A 14,878-nucleotide genomic window follows, 5' to 3' on the forward strand; every position below is an offset into this window, starting at 1 on the left:
CTTCAGGCCGATGCCCAGCTGGCGCGGCTCGACCACGGTGGCCCCGAAGCCGCCGATCGAGCGGCTGGCCCGCAGATAGGTCACCGAGCGGTCGTCGAACAGGTTGTTGACATAGGCGAAGGCCTGCAGGTTCTCGCGCGGTTGCCAGGTCAGCCGGGCATTGGCGACGGTATAGGAATCGACCCAAGTGCCGCGGTCCTCGTTGTCGTCGGAATAATAGCCGTCGGTATGGCGTAGCTGGCCGCTGAGCCGCCATTGCGGCGTGATGTCCCAATCGGCCGCCAGCGAAAGCGTATAGTCGGGCGCGCGGCCGAAGCGGTGGCCCTGGTAATCCGCCGCCGCGCTGGTGAAGCGGCCGATCTCGGCATGCAGCAGGCCCAGCCCCGCCTTGACCCGCAGGTTGTCGCGCAGCAGATCGTCCATCCCCATTTCCAGGCCATAGGATCTGGTGCGCTCGGCATTGACGGTGATCGCGCTGCCGATGTTCTCGGGCAGGCTGGTCACGACATAGCGCTGCGCATCGTGCAGGCGGGTGCAGGACAGGTTCCCGGTCAGCCCGATCCGGTCGTCGAGCAACCGGATGCGGCCGAAATCTCGGAGTTCCACGAGATCTCCGCATCGAAGGGCACGTATTCGCCGCTGGTCAGGTTCAGCGTCACCCCGCCGGGGTTGTAGCCCTTGCTGACCATGACGCCGATGCGGGTCGACCGGTCGAGGTCATGGGCCAGCGCCAGCTTGGGCAGCCAGGCGTCGAAGCTTTCGTCGTAGTCCAGCAGGTTGGGGGTAAAGCTCGACACGCCGCGCCGGGTGATATCGTCGCGCTGATAGCGCAGCCCGCCGGTCAGGTTCCAGCGGTCCGCCAGGTGGCTTCGGCGAACAGCCCCAGGCTGTCCTTGCGGTCGTCATAGGGGGTGGTGCCGTGGTAATCCAGCAACTCGTCCGAATCCGTGTGCGAGACGAACAGCCCCGTCACGCCGCTGATCCGATCCTCGGGCGTGCCGAAGGTCGGGTCTCGTTCGAGGTCACGTCCTGGTCCAGGACCACCGTGCCCGAGTTGACCGGCTCGGTCGAGCGCTTGATCCGGATGTCGGAATATTGCAGCTGGTTGAACAGCGTCCAGCCGTTGCCGAAATCATGGCTCAGGTCCAGGATCGTGGTGTTGGTGCGCAGCCGCCAGCTGGGGTTCGAGGCGGTGGCGCTTTCCAGGTCCTCATAGGGTTCGGTCGCGGCCTCCCAGTCCGGCCGGTTCGTCATGCCGTGCAAGAAGGTCAGCTTGCCCGGGAATTCGGGGATCTCTTGCGGCTGCCACAGCAGCTTGGCGCGAATGGTGCGCGATTCATGGTCCCGGTCGGTCGAGCCGACCGTGAAGGCGGGATTGGTATAGTCGATGCAGTTGTCGCGCGCCCAGTCATCGACGGCGATGCGCCCGGCCAGATCCTCGGACAAGGATCCCGAGGCCATCAGGCGGCTGTGGCTGCCGTATTCCATCTGCGCGGCGCCCTGGGGCTGAAAGGTCGGATCCTTGGTCCTGGCGATGATCGCCCCGGCGATCGACTTCGCGCCCTGGGCCGCCGTCTGCGGGCCGCGGAAGACCTCGATGGATTCCACGTCCCACAGCGCCTGGCTGCCCCAGACGATTTCGTTATAGCCCAGGGAATGGCCGTCGAGGGTGAAGGCCAGCCGCGGCGCGGTGCCGCCGAAAAAGGCCACCGCGCCCGAATGCGCGCCTTCGCTGTCCTGGCCGCGGATGGTGGGCGCGCCGCCCTGTCCGCCCGAGGCGACATAGGTCACGTTGGCGATGCCCGTCGCCGCATCGGCGACGCTGTCCTGCCCGCCGTTCTCCTCAAGGTCGCGCGCGGTCAGGATCGCCACGGAAGAGGCGGTGTGCTTGACGCTGCGCGCCTGCTTTTCGCCGGTCAGGACGATTTCGTCCAGCCGCATCGTCTCGGTCGCGCCCTGGCCGTCCTGGGCAAGCGCCGGGGCGATGGCCAATGCCAGCAGGGTGCCCGTGCCGACCCATGCCGGGATCTTGCGTCCATTCATCTCCAAACCCTCTTGAGAAGCTGCGGGCTGGCGGGTGCTGGCTGCCAGATGTGATTCGCATCCGGCCCGGGCTGGGCTGCCAGTTGCAGCAGGTCTTCGGCATGGCCGAGGGGCTGGTCTGCTTTACCGCGCCGCCCGACAGCGAAGAGCGCATCGTGAACACCCAGGGCCGGCCGATGTCGCCCTGGGACGAGCTGCGCATCATCCGCCCCGACAGGCGCGAGGCCGCCATCGGCGAGCCGGGCGAGCTGCAGGTCCACGGCCCCTATACGATCCCGCGAGGCCCATGCCGGCGGGGCGCTGGCCGCGCCACTGGGGTCTGCCAGGCCGGCGGCCAGCGGCTGATCGTCCTGGGGTTGCGCAAAGTGGGCCAGCATCGCCTGGACCGCCGCGGTGATCTGCCGGATCTTGGCCGGGCCGTAGCGGTCGGCGCGATGGCTCATCATGATGCGCAGGCCGACGGTCTCGCCCGCCACGTCCTCGACGATCTCGAATTGGAGGCCAAGAAGGGTCTCTGCCTTGTCCGGGTCGATCTGCCGGTATTCGACGCGACTTGCCGTCCATCAACGCGATGGCGCCGTTCATCCGGTTCCGGGCGTGGATCTGGATGAAGACTTCGAACATCTCGTCCAGCCGGGTGACGGGATTGCCGGTCAGCGCTTCGGCCACCTGATCCAGCGGAATCTCGGAGTGCGGCAGCGACCGGGCGATGCGGTCGCGCACCTGCGCGATCAGCGCGGCGGGCGTGTCCTGCGCCCCCAAAGCCAGGCGATGCGCGGTCATGGTGGTGAAATAGCCCACGGTATCGAACCAAGCCGGATCGTTGCGCCCCGAGGCTGAGGTGCCGATTACCAGGTCGCCGATGCCGCCCAGGCGCCCCAGCGCCACGCCGATCGCCGCATAGGCGGTGGCGAAGAGCGAAGCCGCGTTTCGCCGCGCCGTGGCATAGAGCCCGCGCGCGATTTCCGCCGGCAGGTCGATCCGGGTCCAGCCGCCCTGCGGATCCCGTCCGCCCGGCGCATCGCCCAGGATCGGCCGGGCGCGGGGCGCGCCGCGCAGGTGATGCAGCCAATAGTCCAGATGCGCGCGGTCCGCCTGCGCCGCCCTTTGCGCGGTGGCGAAGCGGTGGAAGCCCGGGGGCTGGTCGGGCCATTCCGGCGCCAGCCCCGCCGCCCGCTGGCGATAGGCGTGGCCAAGCTGGTCCATCAGCAGGTTCAGCGACCATTCGTCCAGCACGACATGGTGGAACAGCATGGACAGCACCTGCTCGTTCCCCTCGCGGAAGAAGCGCAGCCGCAGCGGCAATTCGCGGGCAAGGTCGAAGACATGGCCGGCCTCGGTCCGGCGGCTGGCATCGCCGGCCTCGGCGCTGGTCCAGAACCAGCGGTAGTCGCCCAGCCGCTCGGCCACGACCACCTCTTGCAGCGGCTGGCCGTCCCGTTCGCGGAAATGGCTGCGCAGGACGGGATGGCGGCGGATCAGGTCGCCGAAAGCCAGGCCGAAGACCGTCTCGTCCACCGGTGTCGGGAAACGCAAGGCGAAAGGCAGGTTGAAGATGCCGCCATGGCCGAAGGCGGCATAGGCCTTCCGCAGCGATTGCTGGGCCAAGGACAGCGCCGCCTGGGCCTCGGCGGCGTTCTCGCCGGCTGCGGGCGGCGGCGCGGCCGGCGCGCTGCGGGTGGCGACATCCGCCAGCGCACGGGCGGTCGGATGGCGGAAGATGTCGATGAAGCGCAGGATGATGCCGTATTCGGCCTGCAACTTGCCGATGATGCGGGTCGCGACCAGCGAATGCCCGCCATGGTTGAAGAAATCGTCCTCGGGCCCCATCCCCGGCGCGCCGAGCGCCTCGCGGAAGGCGTCAAGGATCAGGCCCGCCAGTTCGTCCGCGTCCGCGGGCGCGTCGCCCGGTGTCCGGCGCGGCGCGGCGGGCTCGGGGCCGGGCTCGGCTGCGATCTGGCGCGCGCGGCGGCGGTCGGGTTTGCCATTGGCCGACAGCGGCAGGGCCGGGACCGCAAGGATGCGGTCGGGAAGGTGCGATTGCGGCAGCCGCTTTCGCAGGAAGGCGCGCAGCGCCGCCGGCTCGGGCAGGGCGCGGCCGGCGATCAGCGCGGCCAGCACCGTCTCGTCCCGCGCGTCGGGCAGGTCCACGACCAGCGCCTGCGCGACGGCGGGATGGGCGGCCAGCTCGGCCTCGACATCCGCCAACGAGATGGGCACGCCGCGCACCTTGACATAGCCGTTCACCCGGCTGTCGATCAGGATCGTGCCGTCGCCGCGCAGCCGACTCAGGTCGCCGCTGCGAAAGGCGCGGGTGTCCTCGACCTCGGTGAAGTCGGTCTGTTCCGGCGCGCCGTCGCGCAGATAGCCCAGGGCCAGGTTCACGCCGGTGGTGTGGATGCGGCCGGCCACGCCCTGGGGGCAGGGCTCGCCCTGCGGGTTCAGCAGCAGGTAGCGGTTGCCGGGCAAGGCGCGGCCATAGGGGATGATGCGGTCGTCCTCGGGGCCGATCCGGTGCCAGACGCTCCAGATCATGGTCTCGGTCGGGCCGCCCAGCGACCACAGGGCAGCATCTGGCCGCAGCCGGCGCAGCCGGTCGATCACCGCGGGCTTGATGTAGTCGCCGCCCCGCGCCACCAGCCGCAGCGAGCCGAGCCCGTCCTGGGGCGCGCAGGCCAGCAGCATCTCGACGATGGCGGGAACCGAGCGCCAGATGGTCACGCCATGGTCGCGCACCAGGCAGTTCCAGGCGACCGCGTCCTTTTCCTCGGCCGGCGACGGCATGACCAACCGCGCGCCGGCGGCCAGCGTGCCGGACAGGTCGAAGACCGACATGTCGTGATGCACCGGCGTGACCGAGATCACCACGTCCTTGGCGCCGATCCCCCAGGCGTCCAGCGTATGGCCGACGACGTTGGCGGTGGCGCGATTGTTCAGCACCACGCATTTCGGCCGCCCGGTAGTGCCCGAGGTGTAAAGGTAATAGGCCGCCGCCGGCGAGCGGGACAGCGCCGCAAGCCCCCGCGAGACCGGGGGGCTTGCTTCCAGCGCGTCCATCCTGACCAGCAGCGCTTGGTCATCCGCCTGCGGCATGTCCACCAGCACCAGCCGGCACAGCAGCCCGTCCAGCGGCAGCGGCGCGTGGGCGAATTCGTCCCGCAGGGCCGAGAGCCGCACCTCGGCCGCGTCCAGCACGCGCAGCGCGGAATGGGCAGGGTCGAGCCGGCTGCGCAGCGCCTCGTGCCGGGCGATCAGCGCCCTGGCCCGGATCGCCAGGGCCCCGGCATCCAGCAGGCCGCGATAGCAGCGATATTCCTGCATGGCGGTGCGGCCCAGGGGCACTTCGCCCTCGCGGCCCAGCAGATAGGCCTTTTGCAGGTCGCCCAGCCGCCGCATCCGCATCGGCGCCGGCAGCCAGTCCGACAGCGGCGCCGCCGCCAGGGCGGGCGCATCGGCCAGCCGGCGCAGCGCCGCATGACAGGCATCCAAACCGCCGTGGACCCAATCCTCGGGCAGCGCGTCAAGCCGCAGATCCCAGTTCAGCAGCACGCCTTCGGCCAGCGCGGCCACCCGCACGTCCAGCGCCACCTGCGGCGCCTGCGAGACGCTCCAGACCAGCCGCCCGAACAGCCGGCCGACGCGGGGGCTGAGCAGCTGGCGCTGCGCCCCGTCCAGGTCGAGCCCGCTGATAAAGACCATCGGCGCGGAATCCACGCCCTGCCCGCCGCGCGACATCTCGCGCAGCACGGCGACGCCGGGGCAGGCCTGGTGCGACAGCGCCTCGGCGATCTCGCGCCCCGTTTCGCGCGCCAGCCCGGCCAGCGTGGCCTCCGGCCCCACCCGCAGGCCAAGCGGCAGGATATCGGTGCAATCCCCGACCAGCCGCGAGGCGTCGCGCATCACCAGGGCGCGGAAAAGCCCGGCAGCGTCAGGCGAAAGGCCCGGTCGCCCGTCGCCCGCGCCAGAACGGCGGCAAAGACTACCAGGTAAAGCGAGGTTTGCGTGACCGGCAGTTCCCGCGCCAGGCCCCGCAGCGCAGCGGCCTGCGCCGGCGAAAGCAGGGCCGAAAGCCGGGTGCTTTCCGGCGCCGGCGCCGCGTCGTTCAGCGGCAGGGATGGCGGGGGCGGCAGGTCGCGCAGCCGCGCGCGCCACCAGCCGCGGTCCGCCGCCTCGGCCGGGTCGGGGCCCAGCCGGCCCAGGTAGTCGAAATAACAGCCCTCGGGTTCCTCGACCGCGCCAAGCCCGGCCGACGAGAACCTGCTGTTTCCGGGCCTGGATTCGCTTTCCGTGATGACGCTGGTGGGGGAGCTGAAGCAGGCGGGCATCACGCTTGGCGCGCGGGGACTGCTGCAGGAGCCCAGCATCGAGGCTTGGTGGCGCCTGATCCAGGCGCGGCTGCCCTAGATCGCGCCCGGCGCGTCGATTGTCGGGCTAGGCGGTCAGCCGCTGCAGAAGCAGCCGCAGGTTTTCGCGCATCTCGGCCAGATCCCCCGGACCGGGCTTTTCCCCCGGCAGCCGTTCCAGCATCGCCTTGTGCAGCGCGCCGCAGATGAACGAGCGGATCAGTTCCGCAAGCATCCCCGGATCGTCCCGCCCGGCCAGCAGGCCGTCCTGCTGCGCGCGGGCGATCAGCCGCTGCATCAGCGCGATCACCGCCTGCTCGAAGCGGGTGACGCGGGCGTTCTTTCGCAGCGCGCCCAGCGTCGGCGAATGCAGGGCCAGGAACACGCCGGGATGGTCGATGGCCCAGTCGATATAGGCGTCGGCCAGGGCCTTGAGCTGCGCCATCGGGTCGGCGCCGTCGATCACCGTCGTCGCCCGGATGCAGCGGTCGTGCAGGCGCAGCAGCGCGCTTTCGACCGCCATCTCCATCAGATGCGCCTCGTCGCGAAAGACGGAAGCCAGGGTTTCGGGCGGGATCTCGAGCGCCGCCGCCACCTCGTCAAGGCTGGGCGGGCGGCCGGTTTTGGTCAGCAGCTTGCGAAAGGCGCTGGTCGCATCGGTGCAGAGATTCCTGCTGCCGCGGTTTTGGTAGGTCATGGTCTACTCCAATAACAGCCAGTTCGCGAGAATCGGAAACCACGACACGGTGAAACGGAGCATAATGAATAGATCCATTATGCTCCCGTCTCCCGAAGCGTGTAGCTGGCTAAATGTATATCTTTCCGGTTGTATTGGGATCGGCGGGATTCGGCGCGATCCAAGGGCGCCATCCGCCCGTCATCGCAGGGGGGCGATTATCCGGCCCGTCCCAGATCGTTCATCGGGCCGCATTCCGGCGACCCGGTCCGGCCATTTGCCCAGGACGGGACCGCCATCCGCGGCAGCGCCGCCAGGGTAAGCCCGGCAATGCCGAAGCCGACGTAACACAAGAGTGCCGCAACCCAGGCGCAGCCGAGTGCAAGAGTGATGACCGCCGACGTCATGCCTCCGATGACGCCGGCCAGGATGTATGCCAACATATGCTGAGAGTTTCCGCTAACAGTTCGGGGCGCTGAATACCATAAATGCCAAGTTCGATCCACCGAGTGGTTCAGGCGTGACGTCAAGTAAACATCGCCCTTGCGCGTCCTGCGGCCCCCTGGATGCCTGCCCGGCTATCGCCTGGGTTGTGCCGGCATGAACATTTTCCCTCAACCTTGCGCGCGACTTGCCTTTTTCTCCAGGTTTCCCGGCATTCAACATGGTTGCCTTGGATGAATGGATTGGCAAACATGCAACTATAGATTGGTTCTCGCTTGGGGATTCTTTGCAAGCGGTTGACATTATTGGGAGGGTGACGATTTGCTTTACACTAATAACCCTGACATGATTGCCTTCACGCTCGGCCGGGTGATTCTGCGTCTTGCGCGGGCCGGAACGCCGATCGGCGCGGATACCATCACCCAGGCGCTGATCCGAATTGCAGGTGGCGATTCCACCGGCCGGGTTTCCCCCGAAATGGCGAAAAGCGCACTCGCGGCGCTGAGACGGCTCGACATCGAAGACCATATGACGCCCGCGACCCTTGGCCGGGATCGCCGCCCGGCAGCGGCGCAGAACTGGCTGGCGTCGTAGAAGCCGGTTTCCCAAGGCGGGGCGGGGCGGCCGGGCTGTTGCCGGACCGGCCCGCGGCGCTGGTCGCAGCGCCGTATCCAGGGGCGTCCCCAGGACGGGACTCTCGGCGCTGATCGGCTGGCGGCCCCGGATCCGGCGGGCGCAAGATCTTCATCATCTTCGCCGCCGTCCTGGTGCCGGCCCATGGCGGCACCCATGGCGGCATTGCGCGGCATTGACATCGGCCATGTCGAGCTGGCCCGCACCCATGCGGCCAAGCCGAATTCTGTCCTGCAAAATTGCGGCTTTCGGAAAAGGAAATTGAAGAGACCGGGGCCGGGCAATAGCCTGACCGCCGTAGATGATGCCTGGGATGGCGCAAGGGCGCCGAAAGAAGTCAGGACATCGCGGAGGAACCGGCCACCCCTCTGCGATCTCGTCGATCCTGCAATGCGTTTGCATCGCTTAGCCACAGCGGAGGAGTGATTCATGCTTCCATTCTGGATGATGGATGCGGCTGAACTGTCCGACCGGATACGCCGGCGCGAAATCTCTTGCGCCGAGGCCGTCGATTCGGTCCTGGACCGGGTGCAAGAGGTGAACGCGGCCCATAACGCCCTGACCTCGGTCGAGGCCGACGAGGCCCGCGCCATGGCCCGCGACGCCGACCGGCGGCTGGCCCAGGATGGGCCGGCGGGGCCGTTGCACGGGGTTCCCTTTACCGTCAAGCTGGATACCGACGTGGCCGGCAAGATCACCGATTTCGGCTCGGCGGCGATGCGCGACAACCTGGCGGCCGAGGATGCCCCGGCTGTCGGCCACCTGCGCCGCGCCGGTGCGATCTATATCGGGAAAAGCAATGCGCCGTGCTTCTCGATGCGCGGCTTCACCGATAACGAGCTTTACGGCCGGACGCTGAATCCCTTCGACGCGACCGCCTCGGCGGGCGGCTCCAGCGGCGGGGCGGCCGCGGCTGCGGCGCTGGGGCTGGGGCCGATCCATGTCGCCAGCGACCGGGGCGGTTCCATTCGGCTGCCGTCCTGGTCCTGCGGCGTCGTGGGCCTGCGGCCGACGGCGGGGCGGGTCGCGGTCCGCAACGCCAGCGAAAGGGCCGAGCGGAACCTGACCAACCAGCTGACCTCGGTCTGGGGGCCGATCACGCGCACGGTGCGCGATGCGCAACTGGCGTTGGCGGTCTTCGGCCAGCCCGATCCGCGCGATCCGCAATGGGTTCCGGCGCCCTTGGAGCAGGCGATCCGCGCGCCCCTGCGGGTGTCGCTGTTCCGCCGTTGGGGGGACCGCGGCGCCGACCCGGCGGTGGCGGCGGCGCTGGACCAGGCGGCGGCGGCGTTGAGCGAGGCGGGCTGCATCGTCGAAGAGGGGATGCCGCCGCATTTCGACGAGCTGGAAGAGATGCGCAACCGCATGGCCGTCGACGACAGCCGGCGGGCGCAGGCCGGCATCGACAAGACCGGGGACCGCATGGCCCGCAAGGTGTTCGACAACATCCTGCAGATGTCGGCGCCGCGCGACACCGACGAGGCGCTTGCCGCCTATCAGCGCAAGCTTGCCATCGCGCGCGCCTGGTCGCTGCATCTTGCCGATCATGACCTGATGCTGACCCCCGTCTCGTGGCGCCACCGCATTCCGCTGGACGAGGACCAGCACACGCCCGAACGCTATCGCGAGATGATCCGCGACCTGTCCTGCCTGACCACGGTGGCCACGCTCGGCCTGCCGGGCCTGGCGGTGCCGACCGGCCTGGCGGATGGCGTTCCGGTCGGCGTCCAGCTGGTCGCGCGGTGGTTCCGCGAGGACGTCCTGCTGGCCGCGGGCAAGATCATCGAGCGCGCAAGCGGCTTTTCCGTGCTGCGCGCGCTTGACCACAAGACCAGCTCATAGGGAGGAATGAATGAGATCGGTTGTTTTCCCCGCCTTTCGCGTCGCGGCGATGGTCCTTGCCCTGGGCGGCACCCCCGCCGTGGCGCAAGAGACGATCACGCTGAAAGTGGCGCATCCCTTGCCCGAGACCCATTATTCCTGGGAACTGGGCATCAAGAAGATGCTCGATTCCATCACCGAGGCGACCGACGGGCGCGTGCAGTTCGAGGTCTATCCCGCCAACCAGCTGGGCCGGGATGCCTATGGGCTGCTGCGCTCGGGGATCGCCGACATGGCGATGATCGTGCCGCTTTACGCGCCCGACAAGTTCCCGCTGACCGGCGTGACCGAGTTTTCCAGCTTCTACGACACCACTTGCGAGGCGGCCGAGAAATATTGGGAACTGGCAAGGCCCGGCGGCGCCCTGGATGCGGCCGAATATGGCGCGCAGGGCCTGCGGGTGGTGTTTGCGATGACCACGGCGCCGCAGCGCTACATGACGTCATCGAAGCCGGTCGCCTCGCTTGGCGACGCGGGCGGGCTCAAGATCTATGCCGCGGGCTCCGCCCTGCCCAGGGCGCTGCGGGCCGTGGGCAGCATCCCGATCAGCATCACCGCGTCGGAGCTTTACGATTCCGTGTCGCGCGGAACCGTCGACGGGGCGCTTTTCCCCTATTCCAGCACCAACGCCTACAAGCTTGGCGGCAAGCTGGGGCATGAGGTCGGCGGGGTGAAGTTCGGCGTCTCCAGCTGGTTCGTCGGGATGAGCGAAAGCCGGTTTGCGGCCTTGCCCGAGGACGTGCAGCAGGCGATCACCGCGGCCGGCCTTCCCGTGCAGCAGAGCTTTTGCGCCTGGACGGACGAGGATGACGAGAACATCCGCCAAAGCCTGATCGCCAGCGGCGAGCTGACCGTGTCGGAACTGCCCGAGGCCGAGGTCCAGCTATGGCGCGAGCGGCTGCTGAAGGCGGCGCAGGAATGGGCGGCCGAGATGGATGCCGCCGGCAAGAACGGCACCGAACTGCTGGAAGCGATGGCCCAGGCCCTGGGGATCGGGCGGGACCGCCGGCCCCAGGGCGCTCGCGACACCATGCCGCGGAATGCGGGCGCCCGTTCACCTTATCGTGGCTGGCGTCCCGCGCGGCATGGCGGAAGAATGCCATCCGCAAGCGAGGTTTGACGATGCGAAATCACACCCTGAGCCGGCGCGCCGTCCTGATGGCCGCGGCCGTCCTTCCCCTGGCGTTCGCCCTGCCTGGCCGGCTGCGGGCCGAGACGCTGCCGCTGGTGACAGTGACCAAGGATCCCGGTTGCGGCTGCTGCGGCGGCTGGATCGACCACATGCGCGCCGCCGGCTTTCCGGTCCGCGCGGTGAACTCGGACGAGGTCTTCGCCCTCAAGGAGCGGCTGGGCGTGCCGCCCGACCTGGCCTCTTGCCACACGGCCGAGGTCGCGGGCTATGTGATCGAGGGCCATGTCCCGGCAACGGCCATCCGCCGCCTTCTGGCCGAGCGGCCGCAGGCCATCGGCCTTGCCGCGCCGGGAATGCCCGCCGGCTCGCCCGGCATGGACCTGCCCGGCACCGAGCCCGAATCCTACGACGTGCTGCTGTTCGATGCCTCGGGCCGCAAGACCTATGCCCGCTTCCACGGCGCCAAGGAGATCTGATCGAAGGCCGCCATGATCGCCCGCCCCGTGACCAGACCGCCCCGATCCTGTTCCGGCCCGCGCCTGTGGGCGGCGTTCCGGTTGCGCCTTCTGTCGGTCGCGCTGCTGCTGCTGGCCCTGGGCGGCGTCCTTTTGCTGCCGGTGGCGCATGCCGGTCCGCACGGGTATTCCCTGCATCATGACGTCGCCGCCGCGGCAATGGCGCAGCCTTGCCCGCATGCCCATGGACCGGGCGACGGGGCTGCCGCCGATCATTGCGATCCCGACCCGGCCGGACCGGGCCTGTTCGATTGCTGCCAGGCCTGCCTGGCGGCTGCCATCCTTCCCGAAACCCAGGCCCTGCCGCCCTCGCCGGAAAACGGCCACCTTGGCGTCACGGGGCCGGACCGCCAGGGGCGCATCCCCGCGGGCATCCTGAGGCCGCCACGTCCGATTGCGACTGCCTGAATCGCGCATGGCAGAGGGTGTCCCCCTCTGCCGGTCCAATCAGACGAAGGCGGAATCCCGCGCCCCAAGGCGGCGCCGGTTCCGCGCTGCCAAAGGATGACAACAATGAGACAAGCCGCAATCGCCCTTTCCGTCGGGCTGCTGGCCGGGTTGCCCGGCCTTGCCCTGGCGCAAGCCGGGCATGACGCCCATCACTCCGGGAACCCCCCGGCGCAAATCGGGCAGGCGCCCCAGACCGCGGTGTCGCCCGCCGCCGCCGACCTTCCCGATTTCACCAAGGCCAATGTCGCGGCGATGAACGACATGCATGGGCCGATGATGGAGGGGATCATGGCCGACGACCCCGACCTGGCCTTTGTCCAGGGCATGATCCCGCACCATCAGGGTGCGATCGACATGGCCAGGATCGTCCGGCAATACGGGGACGATCCGCAGACGCAGGCATGGGCCGCCCAGATCATCGAGGCGCAGGAACGCGAGATCGCCGAGATGCAAGCCTGGCTGGAGGCCAGGGCGGGCGGGGAAGCGGCCGCCGCCGCGCCTTTGGGGGGCGCCGTCTATTCCGCCAACGAAGGCGGCAATTCCATCAGCGCCGTCGACCTGGGCACCGGGGCGGCCGCCACGGTCTCGCTTCCCATCGCCCCGCATAACGTCGATCTGACGCCGGACGGCGGGCTGCTGCTGGCGGTCGGCGATCCCGCGGCCCAGGGCGACCACGGATCGCAGGGCCACGGGCATGGCGCCGGTGTTGGCGCAGACGCAGACGCAGGCGAAGGGCTGCTCGTCATCCTGGATCCGCAAGACCTTGCGGCGCCGGCGGCGGCGGTCGCGGTGGGGTTGCATCCGGCCCATGTGGTCGCCGACCGGCTGGGGCGCGCCTATGTGTCCCTGGCCGGCGGCGACGCGATCGCCGTGGTCGATCTGGCGCGGGCCGAGGTGGTCGCGCGCATCGCGACGGGCGGCTATCCGCACGGCCTGCGGCTCAGCCCGGACGAGGCGCAGCTCTACGTCGCCAATGTCCGGGACGGGTCGGTGTCCGTGATCGATACGGCCGGGCTGGCCGAACTCGCCCGCATTCCGGTCGGCGCCGGGCCGGTTCAGGTCGGCTTCACGCCTTCGGGCGACCAGGTCTATGTCTCGCTTCGCGACGAGAACCGGGTGGCGGTCATCGACACCCGGTCCCGCCAGGTCACCGGCAAGGTGGATGTGGGGCCGGGTCCGATCCAGGTCCTGGCGACCGCGGACGGCCGCTGGGTCTATGTGGCCAACCAGGGCAGCGAGGCAGAGCCGAACGACACCGTCTCGGTGATCGACACGGCGAGCGGCCGGGTGGTGCGGACCGTCACCGCCGGCAAGGGCGCCCATGGCGTGTCGGCCTCGGCCGATGGGGCGCATGTCTTCGTGACCAACACCGCCGAGGACAGCATCTCGGTGATCGAGGCGGCAAGCGGCACGGTCATTCGGACGATCCCGGTCGGTGATCGGCCCAACGGCATCGTCCACGGGCGGTCGCACTGACGCGACCAGGGGATGGCGCCGGAGCGATCCGGCGCCATCGCGACCCATGGGCCGGCTGTCGCCATTACCCAGGGGCGACTAGCCCCTGGCGAAGGCCTGCATGAAAGCCGCCGGCCTTCTTGCCGCGCTTGCCGCGCTTGCCGCCGGCGCGCGGACGTGGTGGAACTGGCCTTCGGAACCAACATCGGATGGAGGCCCCCATGGAACGTCGCGATCTGGGCAGGAGCGGGCTGAGGATCATGCCGCTGGTCTTCGGCGGCAATGTCTTCGGCTGGACCATCGACGAGGCGCAGAGCTTCGCCGTGCTGGACGCTTTCGTCGATCACGGCTTCGATGCCATCGACACGGCGGATTGCTATTCCGCCTGGGCGCCCGGCAACAGGGGCGGCGAATCCGAGACGATCATCGGCAACTGGCTGAAGGCCCGCCCCGGCATGCGCGACCGGGTGACGATCTTCACCAAGGTCGGCTCGATCACCGGCGCCCCGCACGAGGGCGGCTTGACCGAGGCGCATATCCTGCCCGCCTGCGACGCCTCGCTGCAGCGGCTGGGGATCGAGGCCATCGACCTTTACTTCGCGCATTGGCCCGACCCGCTCGGCACCAGCTATCAGGAAACGCTGGGGGCCTTCGACAAGCTGCGGCAGGCCGGCAAGATCCGCGCCATCGGCGTGTCCAATGTCGATGCGGCGCAGCTTGCGGAGTCGCTCAGGGCCGCGCGGGACGCCGGCCTGCCGGGCTACCAGGTGCTGCAGCCGGGATACAATCTCTATGACCGCGACGGGTTCGAGGGGCCGCTGCGCGATCTCTGCCTGGCCGAGGGGATCGGCGTCGTGACCTATTACAGCCTCGCCGCCGGGTTCCTGTCGGGGAAATACCGCTCGGCGGCCGACCTGGGCCGATCCGCCCGCGGCGGCGGGGTCGGGAAATACCTGACGCCCAGGGGCATGGCGATCCTTGCCGCGCTGGACGAGGTCGCCGGCGCCCATGGTGCGAAGCCTGCCGAGGTGGCGTTGGCCTGGCTGATGGCGCAGCCCGGCGTCACCGCGCCGATCGCCAGCGCGACGACGGTGGCGCAGGTCGAAAGCTTCGCCAAGGCCGCGGCGCTGACGCTGGCCGCGGATGAGATCGAGAAGCTGACGCGGGCAGGGGCGTGACTTCGCCGCGAGGGCCGGGCCTTCGACCTTCGCGACGATGATGCGTCGCAGATGGCCCCGCCGGATGGCCGGTGGGACCAGGAACCGCCCCGCGACGGCCCGCTTGCCGGTCAACCGCCGGCTTTCGG

General features: G+C 69.3%; 14 protein-coding genes and 2 pseudogenes. 9 read left to right on the forward strand and 7 right to left on the reverse strand.

From position 1 onward, the window contains the following. Positions 1–159 precede the first annotated feature (159 nt). From E3U26_RS01805 to E3U26_RS01820, 4 genes and pseudogenes are all read right to left on the reverse strand, one after another. Positions 160–606, reverse strand: a pseudogene (locus tag E3U26_RS01805) (TonB-dependent receptor domain-containing protein); the annotation flags it as partial. Beyond that, on the reverse strand, positions 552–863 hold the full coding sequence (locus E3U26_RS01810) for a TonB-dependent receptor domain-containing protein (RefSeq protein ID WP_499105812.1): 312 nt from the start codon (positions 861–863) through the stop codon (positions 552–554). The pseudogene E3U26_RS01805 and the gene E3U26_RS01810, both read right to left, overlap by 55 nt. Further along, positions 842–973 (reverse strand): hypothetical protein, encoded by a 132-nt coding sequence (locus E3U26_RS01815; protein ID WP_255469838.1) that lies wholly within the window; start codon positions 971–973, stop codon positions 842–844. The genes E3U26_RS01810 and E3U26_RS01815 overlap by 22 nt, the downstream gene beginning before the upstream one ends. Then, positions 970–2,043 (reverse strand): TonB-dependent receptor, encoded by a 1,074-nt coding sequence (locus tag E3U26_RS01820; RefSeq protein WP_499105273.1) that lies wholly within the window; start codon positions 2,041–2,043, stop codon positions 970–972. The genes E3U26_RS01815 and E3U26_RS01820 overlap by 4 nt, the downstream gene beginning before the upstream one ends. On the opposite strand from E3U26_RS01820, the gene E3U26_RS01825 reads away from it, so the two are divergent. Then, positions 2,019–2,654: an AMP-binding protein gene (locus tag E3U26_RS01825; RefSeq protein ID WP_338117762.1), complete on the forward strand. Its 636-nt coding sequence runs from the start codon at positions 2,019–2,021 to the stop codon at positions 2,652–2,654. The genes E3U26_RS01820 and E3U26_RS01825 overlap by 25 nt on opposite strands. Positions 2,655–2,715: 61 nt before the next feature. Here E3U26_RS01825 and E3U26_RS01830 read toward each other — a convergent pair. Continuing rightward, positions 2,716–5,943 (reverse strand): annotated as a pseudogene (locus E3U26_RS01830) (AMP-binding protein); the annotation flags it as partial. Next, entirely contained in the window at positions 5,943–6,368 is a 426-nt protein-coding gene (locus E3U26_RS01835; RefSeq protein WP_499105274.1) for a condensation domain-containing protein, read from the reverse strand. The gene E3U26_RS01835 and the pseudogene E3U26_RS01830, both read right to left, overlap by 1 nt. Between E3U26_RS01835 and E3U26_RS01840 the strand changes: the two genes are divergently transcribed. Then, positions 6,334–6,447, forward strand: a complete 114-nt coding sequence (locus E3U26_RS01840; protein WP_084197070.1) for a hypothetical protein — start codon at positions 6,334–6,336, stop codon at positions 6,445–6,447. The genes E3U26_RS01835 and E3U26_RS01840 overlap by 35 nt on opposite strands. A 27-nt stretch (positions 6,448–6,474) precedes the next feature. Here the strand turns inward: E3U26_RS01840 and E3U26_RS01845 are convergent, their stop codons facing one another. Next, positions 6,475–7,083 (reverse strand): TetR/AcrR family transcriptional regulator, encoded by a 609-nt coding sequence (locus tag E3U26_RS01845; protein ID WP_449045279.1) that lies wholly within the window; start codon positions 7,081–7,083, stop codon positions 6,475–6,477. 768 nt (positions 7,084–7,851) lie between these two features. Between E3U26_RS01845 and E3U26_RS01850 the strand changes: the two genes are divergently transcribed. The 7 genes from E3U26_RS01850 to E3U26_RS01880 all read left to right on the forward strand — a co-directional run bounded on the left by E3U26_RS01850 (position 7,852) and on the right by E3U26_RS01880 (position 14,750). After that, positions 7,852–8,100: a hypothetical protein gene (locus E3U26_RS01850; protein ID WP_036755171.1), complete on the forward strand. Its 249-nt coding sequence runs from the start codon at positions 7,852–7,854 to the stop codon at positions 8,098–8,100. Positions 8,101–8,568: 468 nt separating this feature from the next. Further along, complete coding sequence (locus tag E3U26_RS01855; RefSeq protein WP_499105275.1) at positions 8,569–9,981, forward strand: amidase; 1,413 nt, start codon at positions 8,569–8,571, stop codon at positions 9,979–9,981. A 10-nt stretch (positions 9,982–9,991) separates the two neighbouring features. Next, positions 9,992–11,140, forward strand: coding sequence for a type 2 periplasmic-binding domain-containing protein (locus tag E3U26_RS01860; RefSeq protein WP_499105276.1), 1,149 nt, complete (start codon positions 9,992–9,994; stop codon positions 11,138–11,140). Positions 11,141–11,142: 2 nt separating this feature from the next. Beyond that, the gene (locus E3U26_RS01865; protein ID WP_072462587.1) at positions 11,143–11,628 is read left to right on the forward strand and encodes a DUF411 domain-containing protein; all 486 of its coding nucleotides are present in this window, start codon (positions 11,143–11,145) and stop codon (positions 11,626–11,628) included. Between the two features lie 27 nt (positions 11,629–11,655). Then, positions 11,656–12,075 (forward strand): hypothetical protein, encoded by a 420-nt coding sequence (locus E3U26_RS01870; protein ID WP_499105277.1) that lies wholly within the window; start codon positions 11,656–11,658, stop codon positions 12,073–12,075. A 105-nt stretch (positions 12,076–12,180) separates the two neighbouring features. After that, the gene (gene copM, locus E3U26_RS01875) at positions 12,181–13,593 is read left to right on the forward strand and encodes a CopM family metallochaperone (RefSeq protein WP_499105278.1); all 1,413 of its coding nucleotides are present in this window, start codon (positions 12,181–12,183) and stop codon (positions 13,591–13,593) included. Between the two features lie 200 nt (positions 13,594–13,793). Next, positions 13,794–14,750, forward strand: a complete 957-nt coding sequence (locus tag E3U26_RS01880) for an aldo/keto reductase (RefSeq protein ID WP_499105280.1) — start codon at positions 13,794–13,796, stop codon at positions 14,748–14,750. Positions 14,751–14,878: the final 128 nt, after the last annotated feature.

Origin of the sequence: Paracoccus ferrooxidans (assembly GCF_029909815.1) — a bacterium.
GTDB classification, from domain to species: Bacteria; Pseudomonadota; Alphaproteobacteria; order Rhodobacterales; family Rhodobacteraceae; genus Paracoccus; species Paracoccus versutus.

What these genes read in the sequence shown, in the direction of transcription:
- E3U26_RS01825 (WP_338117762.1), top strand. Translation starts at nt 2,019, where the DNA reads ATGCCGGGATCTTGCGTCCATTCATCTCCAAACCCTCTTGAGAAGCTG.
- E3U26_RS01820 (WP_499105273.1), bottom strand. Translation starts at nt 2,043, where the DNA reads ATGAATGGACGCAAGATCCCGGCATGGGTCGGCACGGGCACCCTGCTG.
- E3U26_RS01840 (WP_084197070.1), top strand. Translation starts at nt 6,334, where the DNA reads ATGACGCTGGTGGGGGAGCTGAAGCAGGCGGGCATCACGCTTGGCGCG.
- E3U26_RS01835 (WP_499105274.1), bottom strand. Translation starts at nt 6,368, where the DNA reads ATGCCCGCCTGCTTCAGCTCCCCCACCAGCGTCATCACGGAAAGCGAA.
- E3U26_RS01845 (WP_449045279.1), bottom strand. Translation starts at nt 7,083, where the DNA reads ATGACCTACCAAAACCGCGGCAGCAGGAATCTCTGCACCGATGCGACC.
- E3U26_RS01850 (WP_036755171.1), top strand. Translation starts at nt 7,852, where the DNA reads ATGATTGCCTTCACGCTCGGCCGGGTGATTCTGCGTCTTGCGCGGGCC.
- E3U26_RS01855 (WP_499105275.1), top strand. Translation starts at nt 8,569, where the DNA reads ATGCTTCCATTCTGGATGATGGATGCGGCTGAACTGTCCGACCGGATA.
- E3U26_RS01860 (WP_499105276.1), top strand. Translation starts at nt 9,992, where the DNA reads ATGAGATCGGTTGTTTTCCCCGCCTTTCGCGTCGCGGCGATGGTCCTT.
- E3U26_RS01865 (WP_072462587.1), top strand. Translation starts at nt 11,143, where the DNA reads ATGCGAAATCACACCCTGAGCCGGCGCGCCGTCCTGATGGCCGCGGCC.
- copM (WP_499105278.1), top strand. Translation starts at nt 12,181, where the DNA reads ATGAGACAAGCCGCAATCGCCCTTTCCGTCGGGCTGCTGGCCGGGTTG.
- E3U26_RS01880 (WP_499105280.1), top strand. Translation starts at nt 13,794, where the DNA reads ATGGAACGTCGCGATCTGGGCAGGAGCGGGCTGAGGATCATGCCGCTG.